17 protein-coding genes are annotated in these 20,156 nt (G+C 71.4%); 12 read left to right on the plus strand and 5 right to left on the minus strand.

The window, feature by feature from the left end; all coding sequences use genetic code 11:
- Positions 1-7: 7 nt before the first annotated feature.
- A complete protein-coding gene (locus tag ACFQZY_RS13620) occupies positions 8-1,105 on the minus strand; it encodes an FAD-dependent monooxygenase (protein WP_377416641.1) in 1,098 nt (365 codons plus the stop codon).
- Positions 1,106-1,202: 97 nt separating this feature from the next.
- On the opposite strand from ACFQZY_RS13620, the gene ACFQZY_RS13625 reads away from it, so the two are divergent.
- Positions 1,203-2,066: an MOSC domain-containing protein gene (locus ACFQZY_RS13625; protein WP_377416643.1), complete on the plus strand. Its 864-nt coding sequence runs from the start codon at positions 1,203-1,205 to the stop codon at positions 2,064-2,066.
- Here the strand turns inward: ACFQZY_RS13625 and ACFQZY_RS13630 are convergent.
- Together ACFQZY_RS13630 and ACFQZY_RS13635 are read right to left on the minus strand one after the other, a co-directional pair.
- Positions 2,041-3,240 carry an MFS transporter gene (locus tag ACFQZY_RS13630; protein WP_377416644.1) on the minus strand — a complete coding sequence of 400 codons (1,200 nt, stop codon included), beginning with the start codon at positions 3,238-3,240 and terminating at the stop codon, positions 2,041-2,043. The genes ACFQZY_RS13625 and ACFQZY_RS13630 overlap by 26 nt on opposite strands.
- A 7-nt stretch (positions 3,241-3,247) precedes the next feature.
- Positions 3,248-3,544 (minus strand): hypothetical protein, encoded by a 297-nt coding sequence (locus ACFQZY_RS13635; RefSeq protein ID WP_377416646.1) that lies wholly within the window; start codon positions 3,542-3,544, stop codon positions 3,248-3,250.
- 190 nt (positions 3,545-3,734) lie between these two features.
- Between ACFQZY_RS13635 and ACFQZY_RS13640 the strand changes: the two genes are divergently transcribed.
- The 7 genes from ACFQZY_RS13640 (at position 3,735) to ychF (ending at position 14,647) form a co-directional block, all read left to right on the plus strand.
- Positions 3,735-4,700 carry an MBL fold metallo-hydrolase gene (locus ACFQZY_RS13640; RefSeq protein ID WP_377416648.1) on the plus strand — a complete coding sequence of 322 codons (966 nt, stop codon included), beginning with the start codon at positions 3,735-3,737 and terminating at the stop codon, positions 4,698-4,700.
- A 78-nt stretch (positions 4,701-4,778) separates the two neighbouring features.
- Entirely contained in the window at positions 4,779-6,776 is a 1,998-nt protein-coding gene (locus ACFQZY_RS13645; RefSeq protein WP_377416650.1) for a methyl-accepting chemotaxis protein, read from the plus strand.
- 131 nt (positions 6,777-6,907) lie between these two features.
- Positions 6,908-10,051: an MASE3 domain-containing protein gene (locus tag ACFQZY_RS13650; RefSeq protein WP_377416652.1), complete on the plus strand. Its 3,144-nt coding sequence runs from the start codon at positions 6,908-6,910 to the stop codon at positions 10,049-10,051.
- Between the two features lie 36 nt (positions 10,052-10,087).
- A complete protein-coding gene (locus ACFQZY_RS13655; protein WP_377416654.1) occupies positions 10,088-11,341 on the plus strand; it encodes an HD-GYP domain-containing protein in 1,254 nt (417 codons plus the stop codon).
- Positions 11,341-11,631: a hypothetical protein gene (locus ACFQZY_RS13660; RefSeq protein WP_377416656.1), complete on the plus strand. Its 291-nt coding sequence runs from the start codon at positions 11,341-11,343 to the stop codon at positions 11,629-11,631. The genes ACFQZY_RS13655 and ACFQZY_RS13660 overlap by 1 nt, the downstream gene beginning before the upstream one ends.
- Before the next feature lie 126 nt (positions 11,632-11,757).
- Positions 11,758-13,452: an MHYT domain-containing protein gene (locus ACFQZY_RS13665; RefSeq protein WP_377416658.1), complete on the plus strand. Its 1,695-nt coding sequence runs from the start codon at positions 11,758-11,760 to the stop codon at positions 13,450-13,452.
- 100 nt (positions 13,453-13,552) lie between these two features.
- A complete protein-coding gene (gene ychF, locus ACFQZY_RS13670) occupies positions 13,553-14,647 on the plus strand; it encodes a redox-regulated ATPase YchF (protein ID WP_377416660.1) in 1,095 nt (364 codons plus the stop codon).
- Between the two features lie 64 nt (positions 14,648-14,711).
- Here ychF and ACFQZY_RS13675 read toward each other — a convergent pair whose 3' ends face one another.
- Complete coding sequence (locus tag ACFQZY_RS13675; RefSeq protein ID WP_377416662.1) at positions 14,712-15,437, minus strand: aspartate/glutamate racemase family protein; 726 nt, start codon at positions 15,435-15,437, stop codon at positions 14,712-14,714.
- A gap of 292 nt (positions 15,438-15,729) precedes the next feature.
- Between ACFQZY_RS13675 and ACFQZY_RS13680 the strand changes: the two genes are divergently transcribed.
- The 3 genes from ACFQZY_RS13680 to ACFQZY_RS13690 all read left to right on the plus strand — a co-directional run bounded on the left by ACFQZY_RS13680 (position 15,730) and on the right by ACFQZY_RS13690 (position 18,662).
- Complete coding sequence (locus ACFQZY_RS13680) at positions 15,730-16,710, plus strand: Bug family tripartite tricarboxylate transporter substrate binding protein (RefSeq protein ID WP_377416664.1); 981 nt, start codon at positions 15,730-15,732, stop codon at positions 16,708-16,710.
- Positions 16,711-16,822: 112 nt separating this feature from the next.
- Positions 16,823-17,464 carry a flavin reductase family protein gene (locus tag ACFQZY_RS13685; RefSeq protein ID WP_377416666.1) on the plus strand — a complete coding sequence of 214 codons (642 nt, stop codon included), beginning with the start codon at positions 16,823-16,825 and terminating at the stop codon, positions 17,462-17,464.
- Positions 17,465-17,567: 103 nt separating this feature from the next.
- Positions 17,568-18,662 (plus strand): maleylacetate reductase, encoded by a 1,095-nt coding sequence (locus ACFQZY_RS13690; RefSeq protein WP_377416668.1) that lies wholly within the window; start codon positions 17,568-17,570, stop codon positions 18,660-18,662.
- 85 nt (positions 18,663-18,747) lie between these two features.
- On the opposite strand, the gene ACFQZY_RS13695 is transcribed toward ACFQZY_RS13690, so the two are convergent.
- Positions 18,748-19,677 (minus strand): LysR family transcriptional regulator, encoded by a 930-nt coding sequence (locus tag ACFQZY_RS13695; protein ID WP_377416670.1) that lies wholly within the window; start codon positions 19,675-19,677, stop codon positions 18,748-18,750.
- 140 nt (positions 19,678-19,817) lie between these two features.
- Between ACFQZY_RS13695 and ACFQZY_RS13700 the strand changes: the two genes are divergently transcribed.
- Complete coding sequence (locus ACFQZY_RS13700; RefSeq protein WP_377416672.1) at positions 19,818-20,150, plus strand: Dabb family protein; 333 nt, start codon at positions 19,818-19,820, stop codon at positions 20,148-20,150.
- Positions 20,151-20,156: the final 6 nt, after the last annotated feature.

Consider the following 20,156-nt stretch of genomic DNA (forward strand, 5'->3'; position numbering starts at 1 on the left):
TGACTCGTCACAGGTGGCCGGCCGCCTGCCGCGCCGTCCACCGCTTCACCGGGCCGCTGTGCTCGAAGCCCCGCATGCCCCAGTTGCGCAGGACACTCCAGGCACGCGCGTCCTGCTCGAACAGCACCTGCAGGCCGTCGCTGGCCAGCTGCATCGTGGCCACCTGCGCCTTGCGGGCGCGCTCGTAGCGCCGCAGCAGCTTCATGTCGCCCAGCGGCCGCCAGTACTCGCGCCCGTGCAGCACCTGCGCCAGCGCCTGCACGTCGGCCAGGCCCAGGTTCAGGCCCTGGCCGGCCAGCGGATGCACCGCGTGGGCGGCGTCGCCCGCCAGCACCCAGCCCGGGCCGCACCAGTGGTCGGCCTTGGCCAGCACCAGGGGCCAGCGCACGCGCTCGCTGGACAGGCGCAGGGCGCCCATCTCGCCGTGGCTCGCCTCGGTCAGGCGCGCCTCGAATTCCTCGGCGGGCAGCGCCAGCAACTCGGCGGCGCGCTCCTGCCTGACAGACCACACCAGCGCCGCCGAGTTCCCGTCCGCCCCGCCCAGGGGCAGCAGGGCGAGGATCTCGCCGTCGCGGAACCACTGGCGCGCCACCTGGCCGTGCGGGCGCTCGCCCACCAAGCGCGCCGCGATGGCGTGCTGCGGGTAGGGCCGCACCTCGTACTGCACCCCCAGCTCGGCGCGGGTGGCGCTGGCCTTGCCCTCGCACACCACGGTCAGGGCGGCGGGCCGCGGCTCACGCAGGATTTCGACGCCGGGCTGGTAATGCAGCGCCTGCGCCAGACCCTGCTCGAGGGCGGTGGCGCCGGCGATCCAGGCCAGGGCGGGCATGCCCTGCTCGCCGGCGTCGAAGCGCACCAGCCCGCCCTCGTCGCCATGGACTTCCATGTGCATCACGGGGGTGGCCTCGGTCTCGGCGGGCCAGGCGCGCAGGGACTCGAGCAGCGCGCGCGAGGCGGCGTTCATCGCATAGGCCCGCACGTCGGCGGGGCCGGCCGGGGGGGCCTCGACCAGGCCGACGCGCAGGCGGTCGCGCGCCAGCAGCAGGGCCAGCGTGCGGCCCACGACGCCGGCGCCGCGGATACAGACATCAAGGGGCGCAACCATGGAGGCATTGTAGGAGCGGGGCACAATCGCGCCGGCGCCCCGGGGCCCTGTTTTCGCCCTGTTTGCGCCTCCGTCCAACACCCCCAGGAACTCCGTCATGAGCGACCGCGCCCCCGAAGTGCAGGCCACCGTCTCCCGCCTGTTCGTCTACCCCGTCAAGTCCTGCGCGGGCGTGGCGCTCCAGGAGGCCGTGCTCACCGAGGCCGGGCTGGACCTCGATCGCGCCTGGATGGTGGTCGACGAGGAGGGCGAGTTCGTGTCGCAGCGGGAGCTGCCCCGCATGGCCCTGGTGCAGGTGGCGCTGAAGCTGCACGAGGTGGTGCTGCGCGCGCCGGGCATGCTGGCCCTGCACCTGGAGATCGACCGCGTCGAGAAGCCGGCCCGGGTGCGGGTGTGGGACGACGAGGTGCCGGCGTGGGACATGGGCGACACCGCCGCGCAATGGTTCTCGGATTTCCTCGGCCAGCGCCTGCGGCTGGTGCGCTTCGAGCCGGAGCACCGTCGCCTGTCCAGCCTGAAATGGACCGGGGGCGTCGAGGCACCCAACCAGTTCAGCGACGGCTTCCCGGTGCTGGTGGCCAGCGAGGCCTCGCTGGCCCTGCTCAATGAGCGGCTGGCCGCCGCCGGCCAGCCCGCGGCGGGCATGGAGCGGTTCCGGCCGAACCTGGTGATCGCCGGCGTCGAGGCGCACGACGAGGACCGCCTCGCCACCCTCGACATCGCGGCCGGCGTGCCGGCGCGCCTGCAGCTGGTCAAGCCCTGCGCGCGCTGCCCGATCCCCGACATCGACCCCGCCACCGCGCAGCCCGGCACCGCGGTGGGCGATGCGCTGCGCGCCTACCGCCAGGACCCGCGGCTGGACGGCGCCATCACCTTCGGCATGAACGCCATCGTGCGCGCCGGCGACGGCGCCGTGCTGAAGGTGGGCCAGGCGGTCAGCGCGGACTGGCGCTTAGACTGAACACCAGCCGCCGGAACACCAGCAGCCCCAGCGCCGGCCCCGCCGCCACCGGAACGAACCACAGCGGCGCCGGCAGCCGCTCCACCAGCCACGCCATGGCATGCAGGCTCGCCACGCTGATAGCGAAGCCGATGCAGTTGACGATGGTCAGCGCCGAGCCCACGTAGCCGGGCGGGGCGAGGGCGGCATTGAGCGCGGAGAACTGCGGCGAGTCGCCCGCCACCGCCACGCCCCAGGCCAGCATGAAAGCCAGGAAGCCCGCCGGGGGCAGCGCGTAGGCCAGCGGCGAGAGCAGGCAGCACAGGCCCGAGAACCCGAGCTGGCCGAAGGCCACCCGCGCCCCGCCGGCGCGGCGCGACACCAGCCCGCCGCCCACACAGCCCACGGCGCCGGCGGCGATCACGCAGAAGCTCCAGAAGGGGATGTCCAGCGCCAGGGCCTGGCGCTGCGCATAGGCCGCCAGCATCATCGGCGCGAAGGCCCACAGCGTGTACAGCTCCCACATGTGCCCGAAATAGCCGCTGGCGCTGGCGCGGAACTGCGGCGAGGCGAAGGCCCTGACCACCGCGCGCGGGTCGAAGGGCGCGCCGCTGCCGCCGTGGGGGCCTTCAGGCACCAGCAGGTGCATGGCCACGCCCCCGGCCACCGCCAGCAGCGACACGCCGGCCACCACCTGCGGCCAGAGCCCGCCCACGCCGGCGCCCCGCAGCAGGTGCGGCAGGGCCGTGCCCGCCACCAGCGCGCCCACCAGCCAGCCCAGCGCGACGCCCAGGCCCTCGCGGTACCAGGTGGCGGCGATCTTCATGCCCACGGGGTAGATGCCGGCCAGGAAGAACCCGGTGGCAAAGCGCAGCGCCAGCAGCGTGGCGTGCGGGGCGGGCAGCGCCGGCAGCAGCAGCGTGCCGGCATTGGCCAGCGCGCCGAGCAGGGCGCTGGCCAGGAACAGGTCCCGCGGCCGGAAGCGGTCCGCGAGGTTCAGGACGGCGAAAACCAGGGTGCCGGCGATGAACCCGAGCTGCACCGCCGAGGTGACCCCGGCCAGGGCGTCGGCCGGCAGCCCGAGCGCCTCCTGCAGGTCCGGCAACAGCGCGTTGCCGGAGAACCACAGGGAAGCTCCCGCCAGCTGCGAGAACACGATCGCCGGGAGGATGCGCCCGGGGCGCTCGCCGGCCACGGGGGCCTTACGCGCCGACCGCGTCCTTCACGCACTTCTTGACGTTGCTGGCCTTGGCGGCGCCCGCCAGCTTCTTCTCGGCGGCCGCGGCCTCGCACTTGGCGGTGGCGTCCGACTCGCACTTCTTCATGAAGGAGTTCTTCGCGGCGCCGGCGAGCTTCTTCTCGGCGGCGTTGGCCGTGCAGGTGGCGCCGGCGGGGGCGGCTGCGGCTGCCGGGGCCGAGGCGGCGGCGGGTGCGGCGGTCTGGGCCAGGGCGGGCAGGGCGGCCAGGGCCAGCAGCAGGCTGAGGGTGGTCTTGCGCATGGGGGTGTCTCTTCCGGGGGTACGTGGCGCCAGCCTTTCCGGCGCCTGGCCCCATCGTACTCATCCGGCCAACCTGCAGGCCAGGTGCGAAACAACCTTCTACGCAAGTCAGGAAAATTGCTACCGCCGGCGGCCCGGGCGCGTGCATGTGAAGCTCGCGCCCCCTTCCTACCCTCTGCAGGAGATTTGCATGGATCGACGTGGATTTCTGGGTGCCGGCATCGCGGGCGCAGGCCTTCTGACGCTGGGATCGTCCTGGTCCCAGGCGAGCGCGAACGTGGGGGTGCCCACGCTGCCCGAGCCGGGTTTCTGGCGCATGAAGGTCGGGGCGATGGAGGTCATCGCCCTCAACGACGGTGCCACCCGCCGCCCGCTGGACGACGAGTTCGTGCGCAATGCGCCCCTGGAGCAGGTCAAGGCCCTGCTCGCCTCCCAGAACCTGCCGACCGACTACGTCGAGATCCCCTACACCCCGTTCCTGATCGTTCAGGGTGGCACGCGCATCCTGCTGGACACGGGCTTCGCCGACAACGGTCCGCCCACCACCGGACGGCTGCGCGGGCTGCTGGCCTCGGCGGGCTACCGGCCCGAGGACATCCAGCATGTGGTCGTGAGCCACTTCCACCCGGACCACATCAACGGCCTGCGCGCCAAGGACGGCTCGGCCGTCTTCCCCAACGCGCGGGTGCATGTGCCGGCGCCGGAGTACGCCTTCTGGATGGACGACGCCCGCATGAATGCCGCCGGCCCCGGCCTGCGCGGCGTGTTCCAGCTGATTCGCAACCGCCTGGGCGCGGTGCCTGCCGACCGCCTGGTCAGGTTCGAGCCGGGGCAGGACGTGCTGCCGGGCCTCAGCTCGATGGCCGCCTTCGGCCACACCCCGGGCATGAGCGTATTCTCCGCGCGCTCCGAGGGCCAGACCTTCACCTACGTGGCCGACGTGACCAACATCCCCTCCCTGTTCGCGCGCAACCCGGACTGGTCCGTCACCTTCGACATGAATCCCGAGCAGGCCCGCCAGACGCGCCGGCGCATCTTCGACCTGGCGGTCAAGGAGAAGGCGCTGGTGGGCGGCTTCCACTTCCCCTTCCCCGCGCTGGGCTCGCTGGAGCCGTCCGGAAGCGGCTACCAGTTCAAGCCGGTGACTGCAGGATAAGAACTTCTTGTTTGCACCGGCCCGTGGCCGGCTCCCAGGGCGAGTGCGTGCAGGGTTTGCCCCTACACTGCCGTACTTATGAAAGTTAAGACGCGCCTGGTCCTGGGAGGACTGATCTCTTTTGCCGGCCTGCTGGTCGTCGCCCTGCTGGCCCTGTGGCTGGAGCGCGCGGCGCTGCTCGAGGAGCGCAAGGTCAAGACCCGCCACCTCGTCGAGGCCGCGCACACGCTCGTGACGCACTACCAGGCGATGGAGAAGGCGGGCCTGTCCGCCGCCGACGCCCAGGCCGCCGCGATGCAGGCCGTGCGCGGCCTGCGCTACGAGCAGAAGGAGTACTTCTGGATCCATGACCTGGGCACGCCGGCGCCGCGGATGCTGATGCATCCCACCTCGCCCGCGCTCGAGGGCAAGACGCTGGACAGCGAGAACTTCAACCGCGCGACCAGCCTGCAGGCCGGCGCCGACGGCCCGGTGGTGGCCACCACCGGCCGCAAGAACCTCTTCATCGCCTTCAACGAGGTGGTCGCCCAGGCCGGCCACGGCTTCGTCACCTACGAGTGGCCCAAGCCGAAGCAGGGCGGCGGCACCACCGAGGAGGCCTACGAGAAGCTCTCCTACGTGAAGAAGGTCGACGGCTGGAACTGGGTCGTCGGCTCGGGCATCTACATCGACGACCTGGACGCCCGCTTCTGGCGCCTGGCGGGCCAGTACGGCCTCGTGCTGCTGGCGGCCATGGCGGTCATCGCCTGGATGATCCGCTGGCAGATCACCAGCATCACCCGCCCGCTGGAGGCGCTGCGCAGCACCGTCACCGCGATCGAGCAGACCTCCGACTTCTCCCGTCGCGCCGACGTGCGCTCGCAGGACGAGGTCGGCGCCACGGCCCGCGCCTTCAACCAGCTGGTGGCCGCGCAGCAGGTCGCCATCGGCGAGGTCAACGCGGTGGTCAAGGCCATCGCCTCCGGCGACTTCAGCCAGCGCGTCAACGCCGACCTGCGCGGCGACCTGGGCATCATGCGCGACGCGGTGAACGCCAGCGCGCAGAGCGTGGACCAGACCATGAAGGCCCTGCAGGCCATGATGAAGGCCCTCTACAACGGCGACTTCGCCCAGCGCATGTCGCCCCAGGTCAAGGGCGAGCTGCGCGCCGCCGTGGACAACGCCATGCAGGCCATGCAGGTGCTGCTGGACGACGTGGGCCGCGTGATGAACGCGGTGGCCCAGGGCGACCTGCGCGGGCGCGTCGGCGCCGAGGCGCGCGGCGACCTGGCGCAGCTCAAGACCCACATCAACGACTCGCTGGACGCCCTGGGCGCCACCATGCGCGCCGTCAGCGGCAACACCCGCCAGGTGGCCGCCGCCGCCAACCAGAGCAGCCAGGCGATCAGCCAGATCAGCGACGGCGCGCAGAACCAGATGCATGCCATCGGCCAGCTGGCCAACGCGGTGCGCGAGACCGCCACTTCGGTGGGCGACGTCTCCCGCAACACCGAGGCCGCCAGCTCCCGCTCGCGCGACTCGATGGCGCTGGTGCGCGCCGGCCGCGACAAGATGGCCACGATGGTCGAAGTGGTCAACGGCATCGCCGCCAACTCCGAGAAGATCAACAAGATCACCGAGGTGATCGAGAACATCGCCAACAAGACCAACCTGCTGTCGCTGAACGCCGCGATCGAGGCCGCCCGCGCGGGCGAGCATGGCAAGGGCTTCTCGGTGGTGGCCGAGGAGGTGGGCAAGCTCGCGGCCAGCAGCGCCGAGAGCACCCAGGAAATCGCGCTGCTGGTGCAGCAGGCCGTGGCCGAGGCCCGCCGCGCGGTGGAGACGGTGCAGCAGGTCAGCGCCGACATGGAGCAGATCGAGCTGGGCGCCAGCGAGGCCGACGGCATGATGCAGCGCATCTCCGCCGCCCTGGAGCAGCAAAGTTCCGCGGTGCAGTCCATCAACCAGAACATGGCCAGCCTGAACCAGATCGCCGAGTCCAACGCCTCGGCCAGCGAGGAGATCACGGCCACCGTGATCGAGCTGTCGAAGATCGCGGACGGCACCCGCCGCGAGGTGGAGAAGTTCAGCGTCTGAGGCGCTGACACCCCGGCCAAGCCCGGGGCTGGCGGGAGCCTGCGGGCCCGGTTGCTAGTGATTTAACATGTTCATGGGAGATACTCTCCATGAACATCGAATAACGCACGCAAGACCCGGGAACCCGCCTGGTGCAGTCAGACAACCCGATCACGTCCTGGAAAACACTGGTCCGAGTCCTGTGGCTGCCAGCCACGCTCTCGGTCTTCAGCTGGCTGGCGGCGCAGGTGAACTACCTGCTGTTCCACTCGCTCGCCGAGTCGTTCTCCATCATCGTGGCCGGCTCCGCGCTGGTCGTGGCGTCCAGCGCCATGCGCTACACGCGCAACCACTTCGTGGTGTTCATCTCGGTGGCCATCGGTTGGTGCGCAGGCCTGGACCTGCTGCACACGCTGGCCTTCAAGGGCATGAACGTGCTGCCCACCGACAGCGCCAACCCGGCCACCCAGTTCTGGATCGCCGCGCGGTTCATGCAGGCCGGGGCGCTGGTGGCCGCCCCCTGCTTCCTGCGCCGTCCGGTGCGCCTGGCCTGGCTGCACCTGGTGTTCGGCAGCGTCTCTGCGCTGTTCACGCTCCTGATCTTCCTGGGGTATTTCCCCGACGCCTACGTCGACGGCCAGGGCCTCACCGACTTCAAGGTCTACGGCGAGTACGCCGTCATCGGCCTGCTGGCCCTGTCGGCCCTCCTGCTGTGGCGTCAGCGCGCGCGGATGTCCAGGCCGGTGCTGGGCGGCATGCTCGCGGCCATCGTGGCGATGATGCTGTCGGAGTTCGCCTTCACCCAGTACGTCGGCGTCTACGCCTCGGCGAACCTGGTGGGCCACCTGCTGAAGATCCACGCGTACTGGTTCGTCTATCTCGCGCTGGTGCGCAACTCCGTGCACGAGCCCTTCCTCCAGCTGCAGGACGAGATCCGCGAGCGCGAGCGCCTGGGGCGCGAGCGGGAGCAGGCACTGCACCAGCTCGGCGAGCGGGTCAAGGAGCTGCGCTGCATGGGCGCGGTGGCCGCCCTCATCGAGCGGCCCGACCTGCAGGTCACGCAGCTGCTCCAGGGAGTGGCCGAGGTGCTGCCCCCGGGCTTCGAGCATCCCGCGGCCGCGCGGGCGCGCATCGTCAGCGAGTGGGGCGAGTTCGGCGCGGCGCGCCCCGGCACGGCGCCGGCCCGGGGCCTGTCCCAGCCCCTGTGGCTCGACGGCCGCGACGTCGGCCGCATCGTGGTCTGGTATGACGACGCGCTGGTCCCGGCGGATGCGCAGTTCCTGCCCGAGGAGGTGGACCTCCTGCACCACATCTCCCGGCAGGTGTGCGACGCGATCAAGCGGCTGCAGGCGGAGGAGCGCATCCAGCGCCTGCGCTACCTGTACGAGATGCTCAGCGCCACCACCCGCACGGTGGTCCACAGCCAGAGCCGCGACGCCTTGCTCGAGGCGCTGGTCAAGGTGCTCATGGCCCACGGCGCCTTCCCCGTGGTGTTCATCGCGGAGACCCGCGAGGACCCCTGGCCGCTGCAGCTGAAACAGCATGCCGGCATCGCCGAGGACCGGCTGCCGCTGCTGCGGCGGCTGCTCGGCGAACGTGGCAGCCCGCTCCAAGACGTGGTGGTCCACCTGGCCGGCGGGGAGGTCTTCGCGGAGCCGGTGCCGCGCCTGCCCGGGGCGGCGGCCGGCGACGAGGCCAGCGACATGGCGCAGTGGCGCGAGTACCTGTACGGGCGCGGCATCACCCAGCGCGCGGTGATGCCGCTCCTGTGCCAGGGGCGGCTCACGGGCATGGTGGCCCTGTACGCAGGCGGCCTGTCCACCTTCGACGACGAGCAGCTCCAGCTGCTGCGGGAAATCGCGCGGGACATGGGCTTCGCCCTGGACCACCTGGCGCAGCGTGAGCGGTTCGAGCAGACCTCGCAGCAGGCGCGGCTGATGGAGCTGCGCTTCCAGGAGGTGTTCAAGGCCTCGCCGGTGCCGATGCAGCTGATGGACCTGTACCAGCACCGCGTGCGCGCCCTCAACGACGCCCACCGCCAGTGGCTCGGGTACTCGGACGACGACCTCGTCACCGACGACGACTGGTTCCGCCTGGTCTACCCCGACGACCAGGTTCGCAGCGAGCTGCGCGCCCACTGGGAGGCGAGCATCGCGCAGGCGCGCCTGGGCGGCCCGGTGGTTTCGCCGGAGATCACACTGCGGCGCAAGGACGGCAGCACCCGCATCGCCCGCGGCACCATGACCGTGGTGGGTGAGGACGCCATCATCGCCTGGACCGACCTCACCGAGCTGCGCGAGGGCGAGCGCGCCCTGCGCGAAAGCGAGCACCGCTTCCGCAGCCTGGTCGAGGAGACCGTGACGGGCATGTACGTGCGGCGCGAAGGCCGCTACATCTACGTCAACCCCCGCTACTGCGAGATCACCGGCTGGCCGGCCGAGGCGCTGGTGGGGCAGGAGGTGCTGCAGTTCACCGACCCGGATGCCCAGAACGTGGACCGCATCCGCCATGCCTGGTCGCAGGTGCACGACGGCCGCAACGAGCCGGTGTCTTACGTGGTGCCGTACCGGCGGCAGGACGGCAGGCGCATCGAGCTGGGGCTCACCGCCAAGGTCATCACCTGGGACGACGGCCTGCCGGCCACCGTGGTCCTGGCCGAGGACATCACCGAGCGCCGGCGCACCGAGGAACAGATCGCGGCCTATGTGAAGCAGCTCGAAGGCGCGATGCGCGGCACCCTGCAGGCTGTCTCGAACATGGTGGAACTGCGCGACCCCTACACCGCCGGCCACGAGCGGCGGGTGGGCCTGATCGCCAGCGCCATCGCGCAGGAAATGGGCTGGCCCGCGCCACGCTGCGAGGCGCTGGAGATGCTGGGCCTGGTGCATGACGTGGGCAAGATCGCCGTGCCCTCGGAGCTCCTGACCAAGCCGACGCGGCTGTCCGGGCCGGAGATGGACCTGATCCGCGGCCATGCGCAGGCGGGCTACGAGATTCTCAAGGACGTGCCCTTCCCGTACCCGGTGGCCGAGATCGTCTGGCAGCACCACGAGCGCATGGACGGCAGCGGCTACCCGCGCGGCCTCAAGGGCGAGGAGATCCTGCCCGAGGCGCGCGTGCTGGCGGTGGCCGACGTGATCGAGTCCATGGCCTCCCACCGCCCCTACCGGCCGGCAGTGGGCCTGGAGGCAGCCCTCGCCGAGGTGGCCGCCAACCGCGGCACGCTGTATGCGCCGGAGGTGGTGGACGCCGCGATCCGCCTGGTCCGGGACAAGGGCTACGTGCTGCCCACGTGAGGCCGCCGCACCGCTGACACGCGCAGGAGGAGAACGATGATCCACGCCGATTTCCGCCAGGTCGTCTACGCCCTGTCCGATGCCCTGGACCTGGTGGGCGTGGACGACGTCGCCCACGGCAAGCGGGTCGGCGTGATGGCCGCCGAGTGCGCGCGGACCCTGGGGCTCGGGGACGCGGAGGTCCACTTCGTCTTCGACCTCGGCCTGCTGCACGACATCGGCGTGTCGACCACCACCATGCACCGCCACCTGGTCGAGGAGTTCGACTGGGCCGGCTCGCAGGCGCATGCGATCGTGGGCTGGGAGCTGCTGCGGGATTTCCGGCCGCTGGCGCCGCTGGCCCTGCCGATCCGCTACCACCATACGCGCTGGGACCGCCTGGTGGCCGAGGGTGTCGACGCCGACGTGCGCCGGCGCGCCAACCTCACGCTGCTGGCCGACCGGGTCGATGCGATGGCGGCGCCGCACTACGCCAGCGGGAAGGTGCTGCAGCATCGCGACGCCATCCGCCACGAGATCGAGTCGCGCAGCGGCAGCTATTTCTCGCCGGAGCTGGTGGCGGCCTTCATGAAGATCTCGGCCCACGAGGCCTTCTGGCTGCAGCTGGAGCCGGCGGCCCTGGCGGGCTACCTCGCGGACATGCTGGCCACCAGCCGCCCGCTGGCGGCCAGCCACGCCGAGATGCTGCAGCTGGCGCGGATCTTCGCCGCCATCGTCGACGCCAAGAGCCGCTTCACCGCGGCCCACTCGCGCGGCGTGGCGCTGGTGGCCCGGCGCCTGGGCGAGCGCCTGGGCCTGGAGGCCGAGCGCTGCGACGAGATCGAGATCGCCGGCCTGCTGCATGACCTGGGCAAGCTGCGGGTCCCCGACGAGATCCTGGACAAGCCCGCCGCGCTCGACGCCGACGAGCGCCTGGTGATGAACGCCCACAGCTTCGGCACGCTTCAGATCCTGCGCAAGATCCGCGGCTTCGAGGCCATCGCCGACTGGGCGGCGGACCACCACGAGGCGCCTGGCGGCAAGGGCTATCCGCGCGGGCGGGACGGCGCGGCGCTGCCGCTGGAGTCCCGCATCCTGCGCGTGGCGGACATCTTCCAGGCCATGGTGCAGGACCGCCCGTACCGCCAGGGGCTGGGCCCGCAGGCGCTGGCGGACTTCATGCGGGACCTGCGTGGCAAGGGCGCCATCGACGCGCAGGTGGTCGACGTGGTCCTGGCGCACCTCGACGAGATGATGGCGATTGCCCGCCGGCCGCAGCCGGCGACCGAAGAATCCATGGAGGACGCATGATGAAGACCCTGCGACCCGCATTGCTCCTGGCCGCCGCCTCGCTCCTGGCGGCCTGCTCCAGCGAGGTGGACAAATGCGTCGCCGCCCAGGTGGACGCCTGGCAGGCGGAGCAGAAGCGCCTCAAGGACGACATCGCCAGCGGCCGCAAGCAGCAGGCCACCGGCGAGAACGACCTCACCCGTGCCCTCGAGCGCCTGGAGGGCAAGGTGGTCCTCGACACCCGCAGCAAGGACGAAGTGGCGGCGCAGGCCCGCCTGAAATGCCTGCAGGCGGCGCCCGCGCCGAAGTGACGGCCTCGCCCTGGCCGGGCTCGCCGATACCGCTTTTGGGATCGTGATAACCTGAGCAAAATCCACTGTTGCTGACGCATCTTTCCGAAGTAACGAGATGCAGGGCAGATGGATGTCCACCACCTCATGATCCCCCACGTCGCAGACTGGTTCCTGGCTGCCGGGCCCGCGTCGCTGGTGCCCGGCGGCTACCAGTGGCCGCTCGTGCTGCTGTCGCTCCTGGTGGCCGCAGCCGGCTCGGGCACGGCGCTGTACATCGCCTCGGCCCAGCAGCTCATGGCCTCGCCGCGCCACCGGTGGCTGGCGCTGTCGGCTGCCACGCTGGCTCTCGGCGGCGCGATCTGGAGCATGCACTTCATCGGCATGCTGGCCTTCGAGCTGTGCGCCAGCGTGCGCTACGACCCGGCCATCACCGTGCTGTCCAGCCTGCCCGCATTCGCGGCGGCGGCCGTGGCCCTGCGCGCGCTCGAGCACGGTCGGCTGGGGCCGCGCCGACTGCTCGCCAGCGGCCTGTGCATGGGCGCGGGCATCGGTGCGATGCATTACAGCGGCATGCTGGCCATGACCATGGCGCCGGCCCTGCGCTTCGACCCGTGGCTGTTCGCCCTGTCGGTCGTGGCGGCCGTCACGCTGGCCACCCTGGCCCTGTGGGTGCGTGAGTTCATCGCGCGCCTGGGCGGCGCGGCCAAGCGCCTGCGCCATGCGCTGGGCGGCCTGGTGATGGGGGCGGCGATCACCGCCATGCACTACATCGGCATGGCGGCCGCGCGCTTCGTGGGTACGGCCGAGAGCGCCGTGCCGGTGCCGGCCGAGGACCGCTGGCTCCTGACCTGGATGATCGCCATGGGCGCCTTCGGCCTGGTCGGCGTGGTCTTCTCGGGCGGGCTGCTGATGCGCCTGCGGCTGATGCTGACGCAGCTGCGCCTGCGTGAGCGCGAGCTGCGCACCATCTTCCAGAACGCGATCGATGCCATCGTGACCACGAACGACAAGGGCCAGGTGCAGTCGGTCAACCACTCGTTCGAGTGGATGTTCGGCATGCACACCGACCAGATCCTGGGCCGGGACGTGCACCGCATCCTGCCCGAGTGGCCCTCGGACGCGGGACGCTCCCGCGCGGCGGCGGACGATTTCAGCGGCGTCGAGTCGCACACGATGGAGGTGCGGGCGGTGCGGGCCGATGGCAGCGAGCTGCCCCTGCGCCTGTCGCTGGTGCGCATCACCGAGCGGGGCCAGCAGGTGCAGGTCGGCTTCCTCATGGACATCACCGACATCAAGCAGCGCGAGGCCGCCGCCGAGCACCAGGCCCACCATGACCCGCTCACCGGCCTGTGCAACCGCACCGGTGCCCTGCGCGCCCTGCACGACACCCTGGCGGCGGCGCCGTACCACGCCGGGCGGCTGGGGGTGCTGTTCATCGATGTCGACGGCTTCAAGCAGGTCAACGACGGCCTGGGCCATGCGGCCGGCGACCGGGTGCTGGTGGAGGTTGGCCGCCGGATCCGCGGCTGCATCCGCCACTCGGACCTGGCGGCGCGGCTGGGGGGCGACGAGTTCCTGGTGCTGCTGCGGGAGCTGCCCGACGCGGGGATCGCGCAGTCGGTGGCCGCCAAGATCCTGGAGGCGGTCTGCGCGCCGGTCGGTCTGGAGCAGGGCGAGGTCCGCGTCGGCTGCAGCATCGGGCTGGCCATGGCGGTCGAAGCCGACGGCCAGCCGGGCGGCGCCGGGCGCCTCATCGAGCGCGCGGATCTGGCGATGTACGAGGCCAAGCGCCTGGGCAAGGGTCAGGTGCGGCAGGCGGAGCCGGTGCCCGCCGGTTAGTACAATCGCCCCCATCTCCGCCGCCCCCAGGCGGCATGTGGACGAGGTCCAGCGTCCCGCGCCCCGCGTGCCCGGGCCGTCCAATCCAAAAGGTTTTTCCATGTCCCTCAAATGCGGCATCGTCGGCCTGCCCAACGTCGGCAAGTCGACCCTCTTCAACGCCCTGACCAAGGCCGGCATCGCCGCCGAGAACTACCCCTTCTGCACCATCGAGCCGAACACCGGCGTGGTGGAAGTGCCGGACCCCCGCCTGCAGCAGCTGGCCGACATCATCAAGCCCGAGCGCATCGTCCCCGCCATCGTCGAGTTCGTGGACATCGCCGGCCTGGTGGCCGGCGCCAGCCAGGGCGAGGGCCTGGGCAACCAGTTCCTGGCCCATATCCGCGAGACCGACGCCATCGTCAACGTGGTGCGCTGCTTCGAGGACCCCAACGTGATCCACGTGGCCGGCAAGGTCGACCCCATCGCCGACATCGAGGTGATCCAGACCGAGCTGTGCCTGGCCGACCTGGGCACGGTGGAAAAGAGCCTGCAGCGCTACACCAAGGCCGCCAAGAGCGGCAACGACAAGGAAGCCGCCAAGCTGGTGCAGATCCTGGGCAAGGTGCAGGCCGTGCTGAACGAGGGCAAGCCCGTGCGCACGCTGGACCTGTCCGCCGAGGAGCAGGCCCTGCTCAAGCCCCTGTGCCTGATCACCGCCAAGCGCGCGATGTTCGTGGGCAACGTGAGCGAGGACGGCTTCGAGAACAACCCGCTGCTCGATCGCCTGAAGGACTACGCCGCCGGCCAGAACGCACCCGTGGTGGCCATCTGCGCCAAGATGGAAGCCGACATGGCCGACATGACGGACGACGACCGCGCCATCTTCCTGGAGGAGATGGGCCAGACCGAGCCTGGCCTGAACCGCCTGATCCGCGCCGCCTTCAAGCTGCTGGGCCTGCAGACCTACTTCACCGCCGGCGTGAAGGAAGTGCGCGCCTGGACCATCCACATCGGCGACACCGCGCCCCAGGCCGCCGGCGTGATCCACGGCGACTTCGAGCGCGGCTTCATCCGCGCCCAGACCATCGCCTTCGACGACTACATCGCCTTCAAGGGCGAGCAGGGCGCCAAGGACGCCGGCAAGATGCGCAGCGAAGGCAAGGAGTACGTCGTCAAGGACGGCGACGTGATGAACTTCCTGTTCAACGTCTGATCCCCCGGCGCCTCCCGCCCAGCCCGCTCGATGCGGGCTTTTTCATGCCTGGCGCCGGCGCCGCTCAATCCCGGGCCGGCAGGCCCGCCAGGGCCGGCGCCACGCCCTGCCACCGCGCGAAGAAGCCGTCCTGCGCCTGCGGCGCCGGCGGCAGCTGGCGGCCCAGCAAAACGTCCAGGCCGGCGTGGGCGCTGTCGATCAGGGGCAGGGGGCTGCGGTCCTGCAGGCGCTGCGCGTAGCCTGCCAGGCCCGCGCCGCCGAGGATGACGGACTGCACGCCGGCCTGGGCCGCCCGCTCGCAGGCCTGCCCCAGGCAGCGCAGGGCCATCTCCGGATCCGCCTGCAGCGCCGCCCCGCTGGGCGCCACCGTTTCGATGTGCCGCAGCAGGTCGCCAAACCCCAGGCTCTGCGCCAGGCGCTGCAGCATGGGCTTCCAGCGCTCGCCGCCGGTGACGATGGCAAACGGCCCGCGCGCCGCCGCCACGAGGAACGAGGCCTCGGCCAGGCCGGTGACGCCGCAGCCGCTGGCTTCCCGCAGCGCGAACAGGCCGGGGTCCCCGAAGCAGCCGATCAGCACCCCGTCCAGGGGCTCGGGCTGCGCCTGCCGGTCCTCCGCCCAGGCCTGCAGGCAGGCGTGGGCCGCGACCGCATGGCTGGCCTCGCAGGCGATGTAGCTGGCGCCGAAGCGGGCCGTGCGCACGTCCAGGCGCGTGTCGGCAGGCAGGCGGGGCAGCAGGGTGTCCTGCAGCCGCTGCGTCGTGAGCGGGTTCGTGTTGGGGTTGATCAGCAAGAACCTGCGTGTCTTCTTCTGGTGCATGTCGTGTGGGGTTTCGGGCTGTCGGGCCGGGGCGTGTCCGGAATTGGTGCGCCGGGATCTGCAAGACGGGGCATTCAAGTTCCGCGCCAGGGCGCGATCGCCCCGTCCTGGCGCAGGCCGCACCGGACGGGCCCCTGGCGCCGCGGCCCTCGCTCGCACGAACAGGCGTTGGCCCGGACTGGCACAGGTCGTGCTGAAGAGCTTCCAACCGGCGAGTGCAGCGCATCGCCGGGAACCGCTTCAACCTGAACCAGAAAGAACCGACATGAAACGCCGTGAATTGCTGGCTGCCGGCGCTGCCGCCCTCGCCGCCCCCTGGGTCCACGCCCAGTCCCCCGCGTGGCCGACCAAGGGCCCGATCCGCCTGATCTGCCAGTACCCGCCCGGCGGCCTGGTGGACACCGTGGCGCGGCTGATGGCCCCGCACCTGTCGCAGGCCCTGTCCCAGACCGTGGTGGTCGACAACCGCGCGGGCGCGGGCGGCCTGATCGGCACCGAGTTCGCTTCCCGCCAGGCCGCCGACGGCTACTCGCTGCTCGTGAGCCACGCCTCGGTCCACATCTACGCGGCGGCCACCCGCCGCACCATGCCCTTCGACCCGGTGAACGACTTCACCCACCTGGGCATGCTGGTGGAGGCGCCGATGATGCTGCTGGTGCGCGCCCAGTCCCCGTACCAGACGCTGGCGCAGTACGTGGCCGCGGCCAAGACCAAGCCGGTGCGCTACGGCACCTCCGGTATCGGCTCGGCCAACCACCTGTATGGTGAGCTGCTGAAGATCGAGGGCCAGGCCGACCAGCACGACCACGTGCCCTACCAGGGCAGCGCCCCCGCCATGCAGGACCTGCTGGGCGGCCAGATCGACAGCGTGTTCGACCCGGTGACCACCAACGTCAACCAGCTCAAGGCGGGCTCCCTGCGCGCGCTGGCCGTGTCCACGCCCAGCCGCCTGCCGGCCCTGCCCAACATCCCGACCTTCGCGGAGCTGGGCTATCCCTCGCTGACCGGCTCGCAGTGGCTCGGCCTGTCCGGCCCGAAGAACCTGCCCGCGCCCATCGCGCAGCGCCTGACCGCCCTGATTCCCGAGATCCTGGCCAAGCCCGATGTGATCGCGCGGCTCGAGGAGGTGCAGACCCTGCCGCGCAAGACCCCCGTGGTCGGCGAGGAGTTCAACAAGCTGATTCGCTCGCAGATCGGCAGCTGGACCGCCGTGGCCAAGCGCGCCAAGGTCGAAGTGGTCACCTGAGCGCGCGGGGCGCAAGGCCCCGGCGCCTCGGCGGCGTCCCGGTTCACCTAGACTGGGCGCCGCCTTGATTTTTTGCAGGCGCGGCGCCCGGCCGCGCCAGGACCGGAATCCCATGACGGAAGTCAACTTCGACGACATCACCAGCTACCAGCGCTACAAGCTGATGGCCAGCCTCATCGTGCCGCGGCCGATCGCCCTGGTGACCACGCTGAGCGCGCAGGGCGTGGCCAACGCCGCGCCGTTCTCGATGTTCAACATGATCGGCGAGGACCCCCCGATCCTGATGATCAGCATCAACCGCCTCGACGACGGGCGCCTCAAGGACACGGCGGCCAACATCCTCCAGAACGGGGAGTTCGTGGTCCACATGTCCGACGAGCCGATGGCCCAGAAGATGCACGCCTGCGGGGAGAGCTTCCCGCCCGACGTGAGCGAGCTGGCCGCCGTGGGGCTGACCCCGGTGCCCTCGCGCTGCGTGGCGCCGCCCCGCATCCGGGAGGCGCCGATCGCCTTCGAGTGCGTGCTGCACGAGACCCTGGAGACGCCCAGCCGCTACGTGTTCATCGGCCGCATCAAGTGGCTGGCCGCGCGCGACGGGCTCGTCGACACCCAGGCCTGGCGCGTCAACCTGCGGGACTACCGCCCCATCGCCCGCTTCGGCGCCAGCTTCTACACGCGCACCGACGACCGCTTCTCGCTGGCCGACCAGGCCCACCAGGCGGCGCCGGTCTCCACCCCGATCGACACGCTCTGAGGCCGTCCGGGCCGGCCCGTGTTCCATCCCGCGCAAAACTGATTTCCGGCTGCGCGCGTGCGGCCGGCCGGCGCGGTGCGGGGCTTGCCGCTACGCTGGCGCCATGGACCAGAAGGACTTCGTCTTCATCGGGCGGCCCGCCCGCGTGATCTTCGGCAACGGCAGCCTGCGCCACCTCGAGCGCGAGGTCGACCTCGTCGGCGCGCGGCGCGCGCTCGTGCTGTGCACCCCGACCCGGCGCGACGAGGGCGAGCGCGTCGCCGCCCTGCTGGGGGCGCGCTGCGCCGGCCTGTTCGACGCGGCGGCGATGCATGTGCCGATCGAGGCGGCGCGGGCCGCCCGCGAGATGGCCGCGCGCCTGGGCGCAGACTGCGCCGTCGCCATCGGCGGCGGCTCCACCATCGGCCTGGGAAAGGCCATCGCGCTGGAGTCCCCGCTGCCGATCGTGGCCATCCCCACCACCTACGCCGGCTCGGAGATGACCACCATCTTCGGCATCACCGAGGCCGGCGTGAAGAAGACCGGGCGGGACGAGCGTGTGCTCCCGCGCACCGTGATCTACGACCCGCAGCTGACCCTGGGCCTGCCCGCGCGGGTCAGCGTGACCAGCGGCATGAACGCCATCGCCCATGCGGCCGAGGGGTTCTACTCCGTCAACACCAACCCGGTGATCGACCTGATGGCGCAGGAGGGCATCGCCGCCTTCGCCCGGGCGCTGCCGGTGATCGCCCACACCGCGCCCGGCACCGGCGGCGAGCACGGCGAGGCGCTGCTGCAGGCGCGGCGCGACGCGCTCTATGGCGCCTGGCTGTGCGGCACCGTGCTGGCCAGCGTGGACATGGCCCTGCACCACAAGCTGTGCCACACCATCGGCGGCAGCTTCAACCTGCCGCATGCGGAGACGCACACCGTGATCCTGCCGCATGCCCTGGCCTACAACGCCCCGGCCGCGCCCGGGGCCATGGCACTGACCGCGAAGGCCCTGGGCGGGCGCGCCTCGGCGGCGCGCGCCGCCTTCGACCTGGCGCGCGACAACGGCGCGCCGGTGTCCCTGCGCGAGCTGGGCTTCCAGGCCGGGGACCTGGACCGCGCCTGTGACCAGGCGATGCAGAACCAGTACCCGAACCCGCGCCCGCTGGAGCGCGCAGCGCTGCGCCAGCTGCTGCAGGACGCCTTCGAGGGCCGCCGGCCGGACTGAGGGGGAGGGCGGCGCGGGCCGGAGCCGGTGCCGGTGTCGGTGCCGGTGTCGGTGCCGGGGCCGGGGCCGGGGCTCGCCCGGCGGCTCAGGCCGTGTTCCAGCGCTGCGTCCACTTGCGCGCGTAGTCCTCGCGCTCGAAGTGTTCCGCCATGAAGTCGATGAAGCTGCGCACCTTGGCCGAGAGGTGCTTGCGGCTCGGGTAGGCCAGGTTCACCGTCAGGCGCGGCAGGTCCCAGTCGTCCAGCACCGGGACCAGGCGGCCGGCCATGATGTCCTCGTACAGGATGTAGGTGGGCTGCACCAGGATGCCCATGCCCGAGAGGGCGGCGGCGCGCAGCACCTGGCCGTCGTTCGACTCGAGCAGGCTGCGCACCGTCACCGACTGCTGCTGCCCGTCGCGGGTGAAGCGCAGCTCGTGGGGGTTGTTCGCATGCGAGTAGATCAGCATGCTGTGGCGCTGCAGGTCCTCCAGCGCGCGCGGCGTGCCGCGCCCCTGCAGGTAGCCGGGTGAGGCGGCGAGGATGCGGCGGGTCTGGCTCAGGCGGCGGATGGTCACATTGGAGTCCGGCTCGAACTCGCGCGTGCGGATCGCCACGTCGATGTTGTTGTCGATGATGTCGAAGTAGCGGTTGGCCACCTCCACGTGCACGCTCACCTTGGGGTAGCGGCGGGTGTAGGCGTCCAGCAGCGGCGCGATGTGCTGCACCGAGAACGACAGCGAGGCCGTCACCCGCAGCGTGCCCTGCGGGTCGAGGGCGGCGGCGTTGACGGTTTCCTCCGCGTCCTTCAGGTCGGCCAGGATGTTGCGGGCGCGCCCGTAGAACTCGCGGCCGGTGTCGGTCAGGTACAGCCGGCGCGTGTTGCGCTCCACCAGCCGCACGCCCAGGCGCGCCTCCAGGGCGGCCAGGTGCCGGCTCGCGGCGGCATTGGACAGGTCCAGCGCCTCGGCGGCGCGGCTCAGGCTGCCGGTCTCGGCCACCTGCACGAACAACTCCATCTCGGTCCAGCGGTCCACGTCGTCTCCAGCGGGGGCGGCCGGGCCGCGCCCCTCGTTCTCTTGTTCCGCTGCATGGAAAAGTCATTTGCAGCGGCGTCGTTTCGCAAATTGTGACGCGCTTCTAGAGTCGGCCCCCATCCGCATTCCGCAACGACGCCATGACCGACACCCCGCGCCCCGACCGGCCCATGCGCCACATCGTGATGTGGAACGTGCGCGGCGAGACCCAGGCGCAGAAGGCCGCCCACCTCGATCGCCTGCGCGCCAGCTTCGAGAGCCTGCGCGGGCGCGTGCCCGGCCTGCTTCGGCTGGAGGTCGGCGTGGACACCAGCCGCGTCGACTACGCCTGCGACGTGGTCCTCTACACCGAGTTCGACAGCCAGGCTTCGCTGGACGCCTATGCCAGCCACCCCGAGCACCTGCGCGTGAAGCAGGAGCTGGGCGACATGCGCATCGCCCGCCACCAGGTCGATTACCCGGCGCAGGCCTGAGCCCCC

Source organism: Ramlibacter sp. GCM10027632, assembly GCF_042675325.1.
GTDB lineage: Bacteria > Pseudomonadota > Gammaproteobacteria > Burkholderiales > Burkholderiaceae_C > Ramlibacter.

What these genes read in the sequence shown, in the direction of transcription:
- ACFQZY_RS13680 (WP_377416664.1), top strand. Translation starts at nt 15,730, where the DNA reads ATGAAACGCCGTGAATTGCTGGCTGCCGGCGCTGCCGCCCTCGCCGCC.
- ACFQZY_RS13685 (WP_377416666.1), top strand. Translation starts at nt 16,823, where the DNA reads ATGACGGAAGTCAACTTCGACGACATCACCAGCTACCAGCGCTACAAG.
- ACFQZY_RS13700 (WP_377416672.1), top strand. Translation starts at nt 19,818, where the DNA reads ATGACCGACACCCCGCGCCCCGACCGGCCCATGCGCCACATCGTGATG.
- ACFQZY_RS13620 (WP_377416641.1), bottom strand. Translation starts at nt 1,105, where the DNA reads ATGGTTGCGCCCCTTGATGTCTGTATCCGCGGCGCCGGCGTCGTGGGC.
- ACFQZY_RS13625 (WP_377416643.1), top strand. Translation starts at nt 1,203, where the DNA reads ATGAGCGACCGCGCCCCCGAAGTGCAGGCCACCGTCTCCCGCCTGTTC.
- ACFQZY_RS13665 (WP_377416658.1), top strand. Translation starts at nt 11,758, where the DNA reads ATGATCCCCCACGTCGCAGACTGGTTCCTGGCTGCCGGGCCCGCGTCG.
- ACFQZY_RS13640 (WP_377416648.1), top strand. Translation starts at nt 3,735, where the DNA reads ATGGATCGACGTGGATTTCTGGGTGCCGGCATCGCGGGCGCAGGCCTT.
- ACFQZY_RS13690 (WP_377416668.1), top strand. Translation starts at nt 17,568, where the DNA reads ATGGACCAGAAGGACTTCGTCTTCATCGGGCGGCCCGCCCGCGTGATC.
- ACFQZY_RS13655 (WP_377416654.1), top strand. Translation starts at nt 10,088, where the DNA reads ATGATCCACGCCGATTTCCGCCAGGTCGTCTACGCCCTGTCCGATGCC.
- ychF (WP_377416660.1), top strand. Translation starts at nt 13,553, where the DNA reads ATGTCCCTCAAATGCGGCATCGTCGGCCTGCCCAACGTCGGCAAGTCG.
- ACFQZY_RS13645 (WP_377416650.1), top strand. Translation starts at nt 4,779, where the DNA reads ATGAAAGTTAAGACGCGCCTGGTCCTGGGAGGACTGATCTCTTTTGCC.
- ACFQZY_RS13635 (WP_377416646.1), bottom strand. Translation starts at nt 3,544, where the DNA reads ATGCGCAAGACCACCCTCAGCCTGCTGCTGGCCCTGGCCGCCCTGCCC.
- ACFQZY_RS13660 (WP_377416656.1), top strand. Translation starts at nt 11,341, where the DNA reads ATGAAGACCCTGCGACCCGCATTGCTCCTGGCCGCCGCCTCGCTCCTG.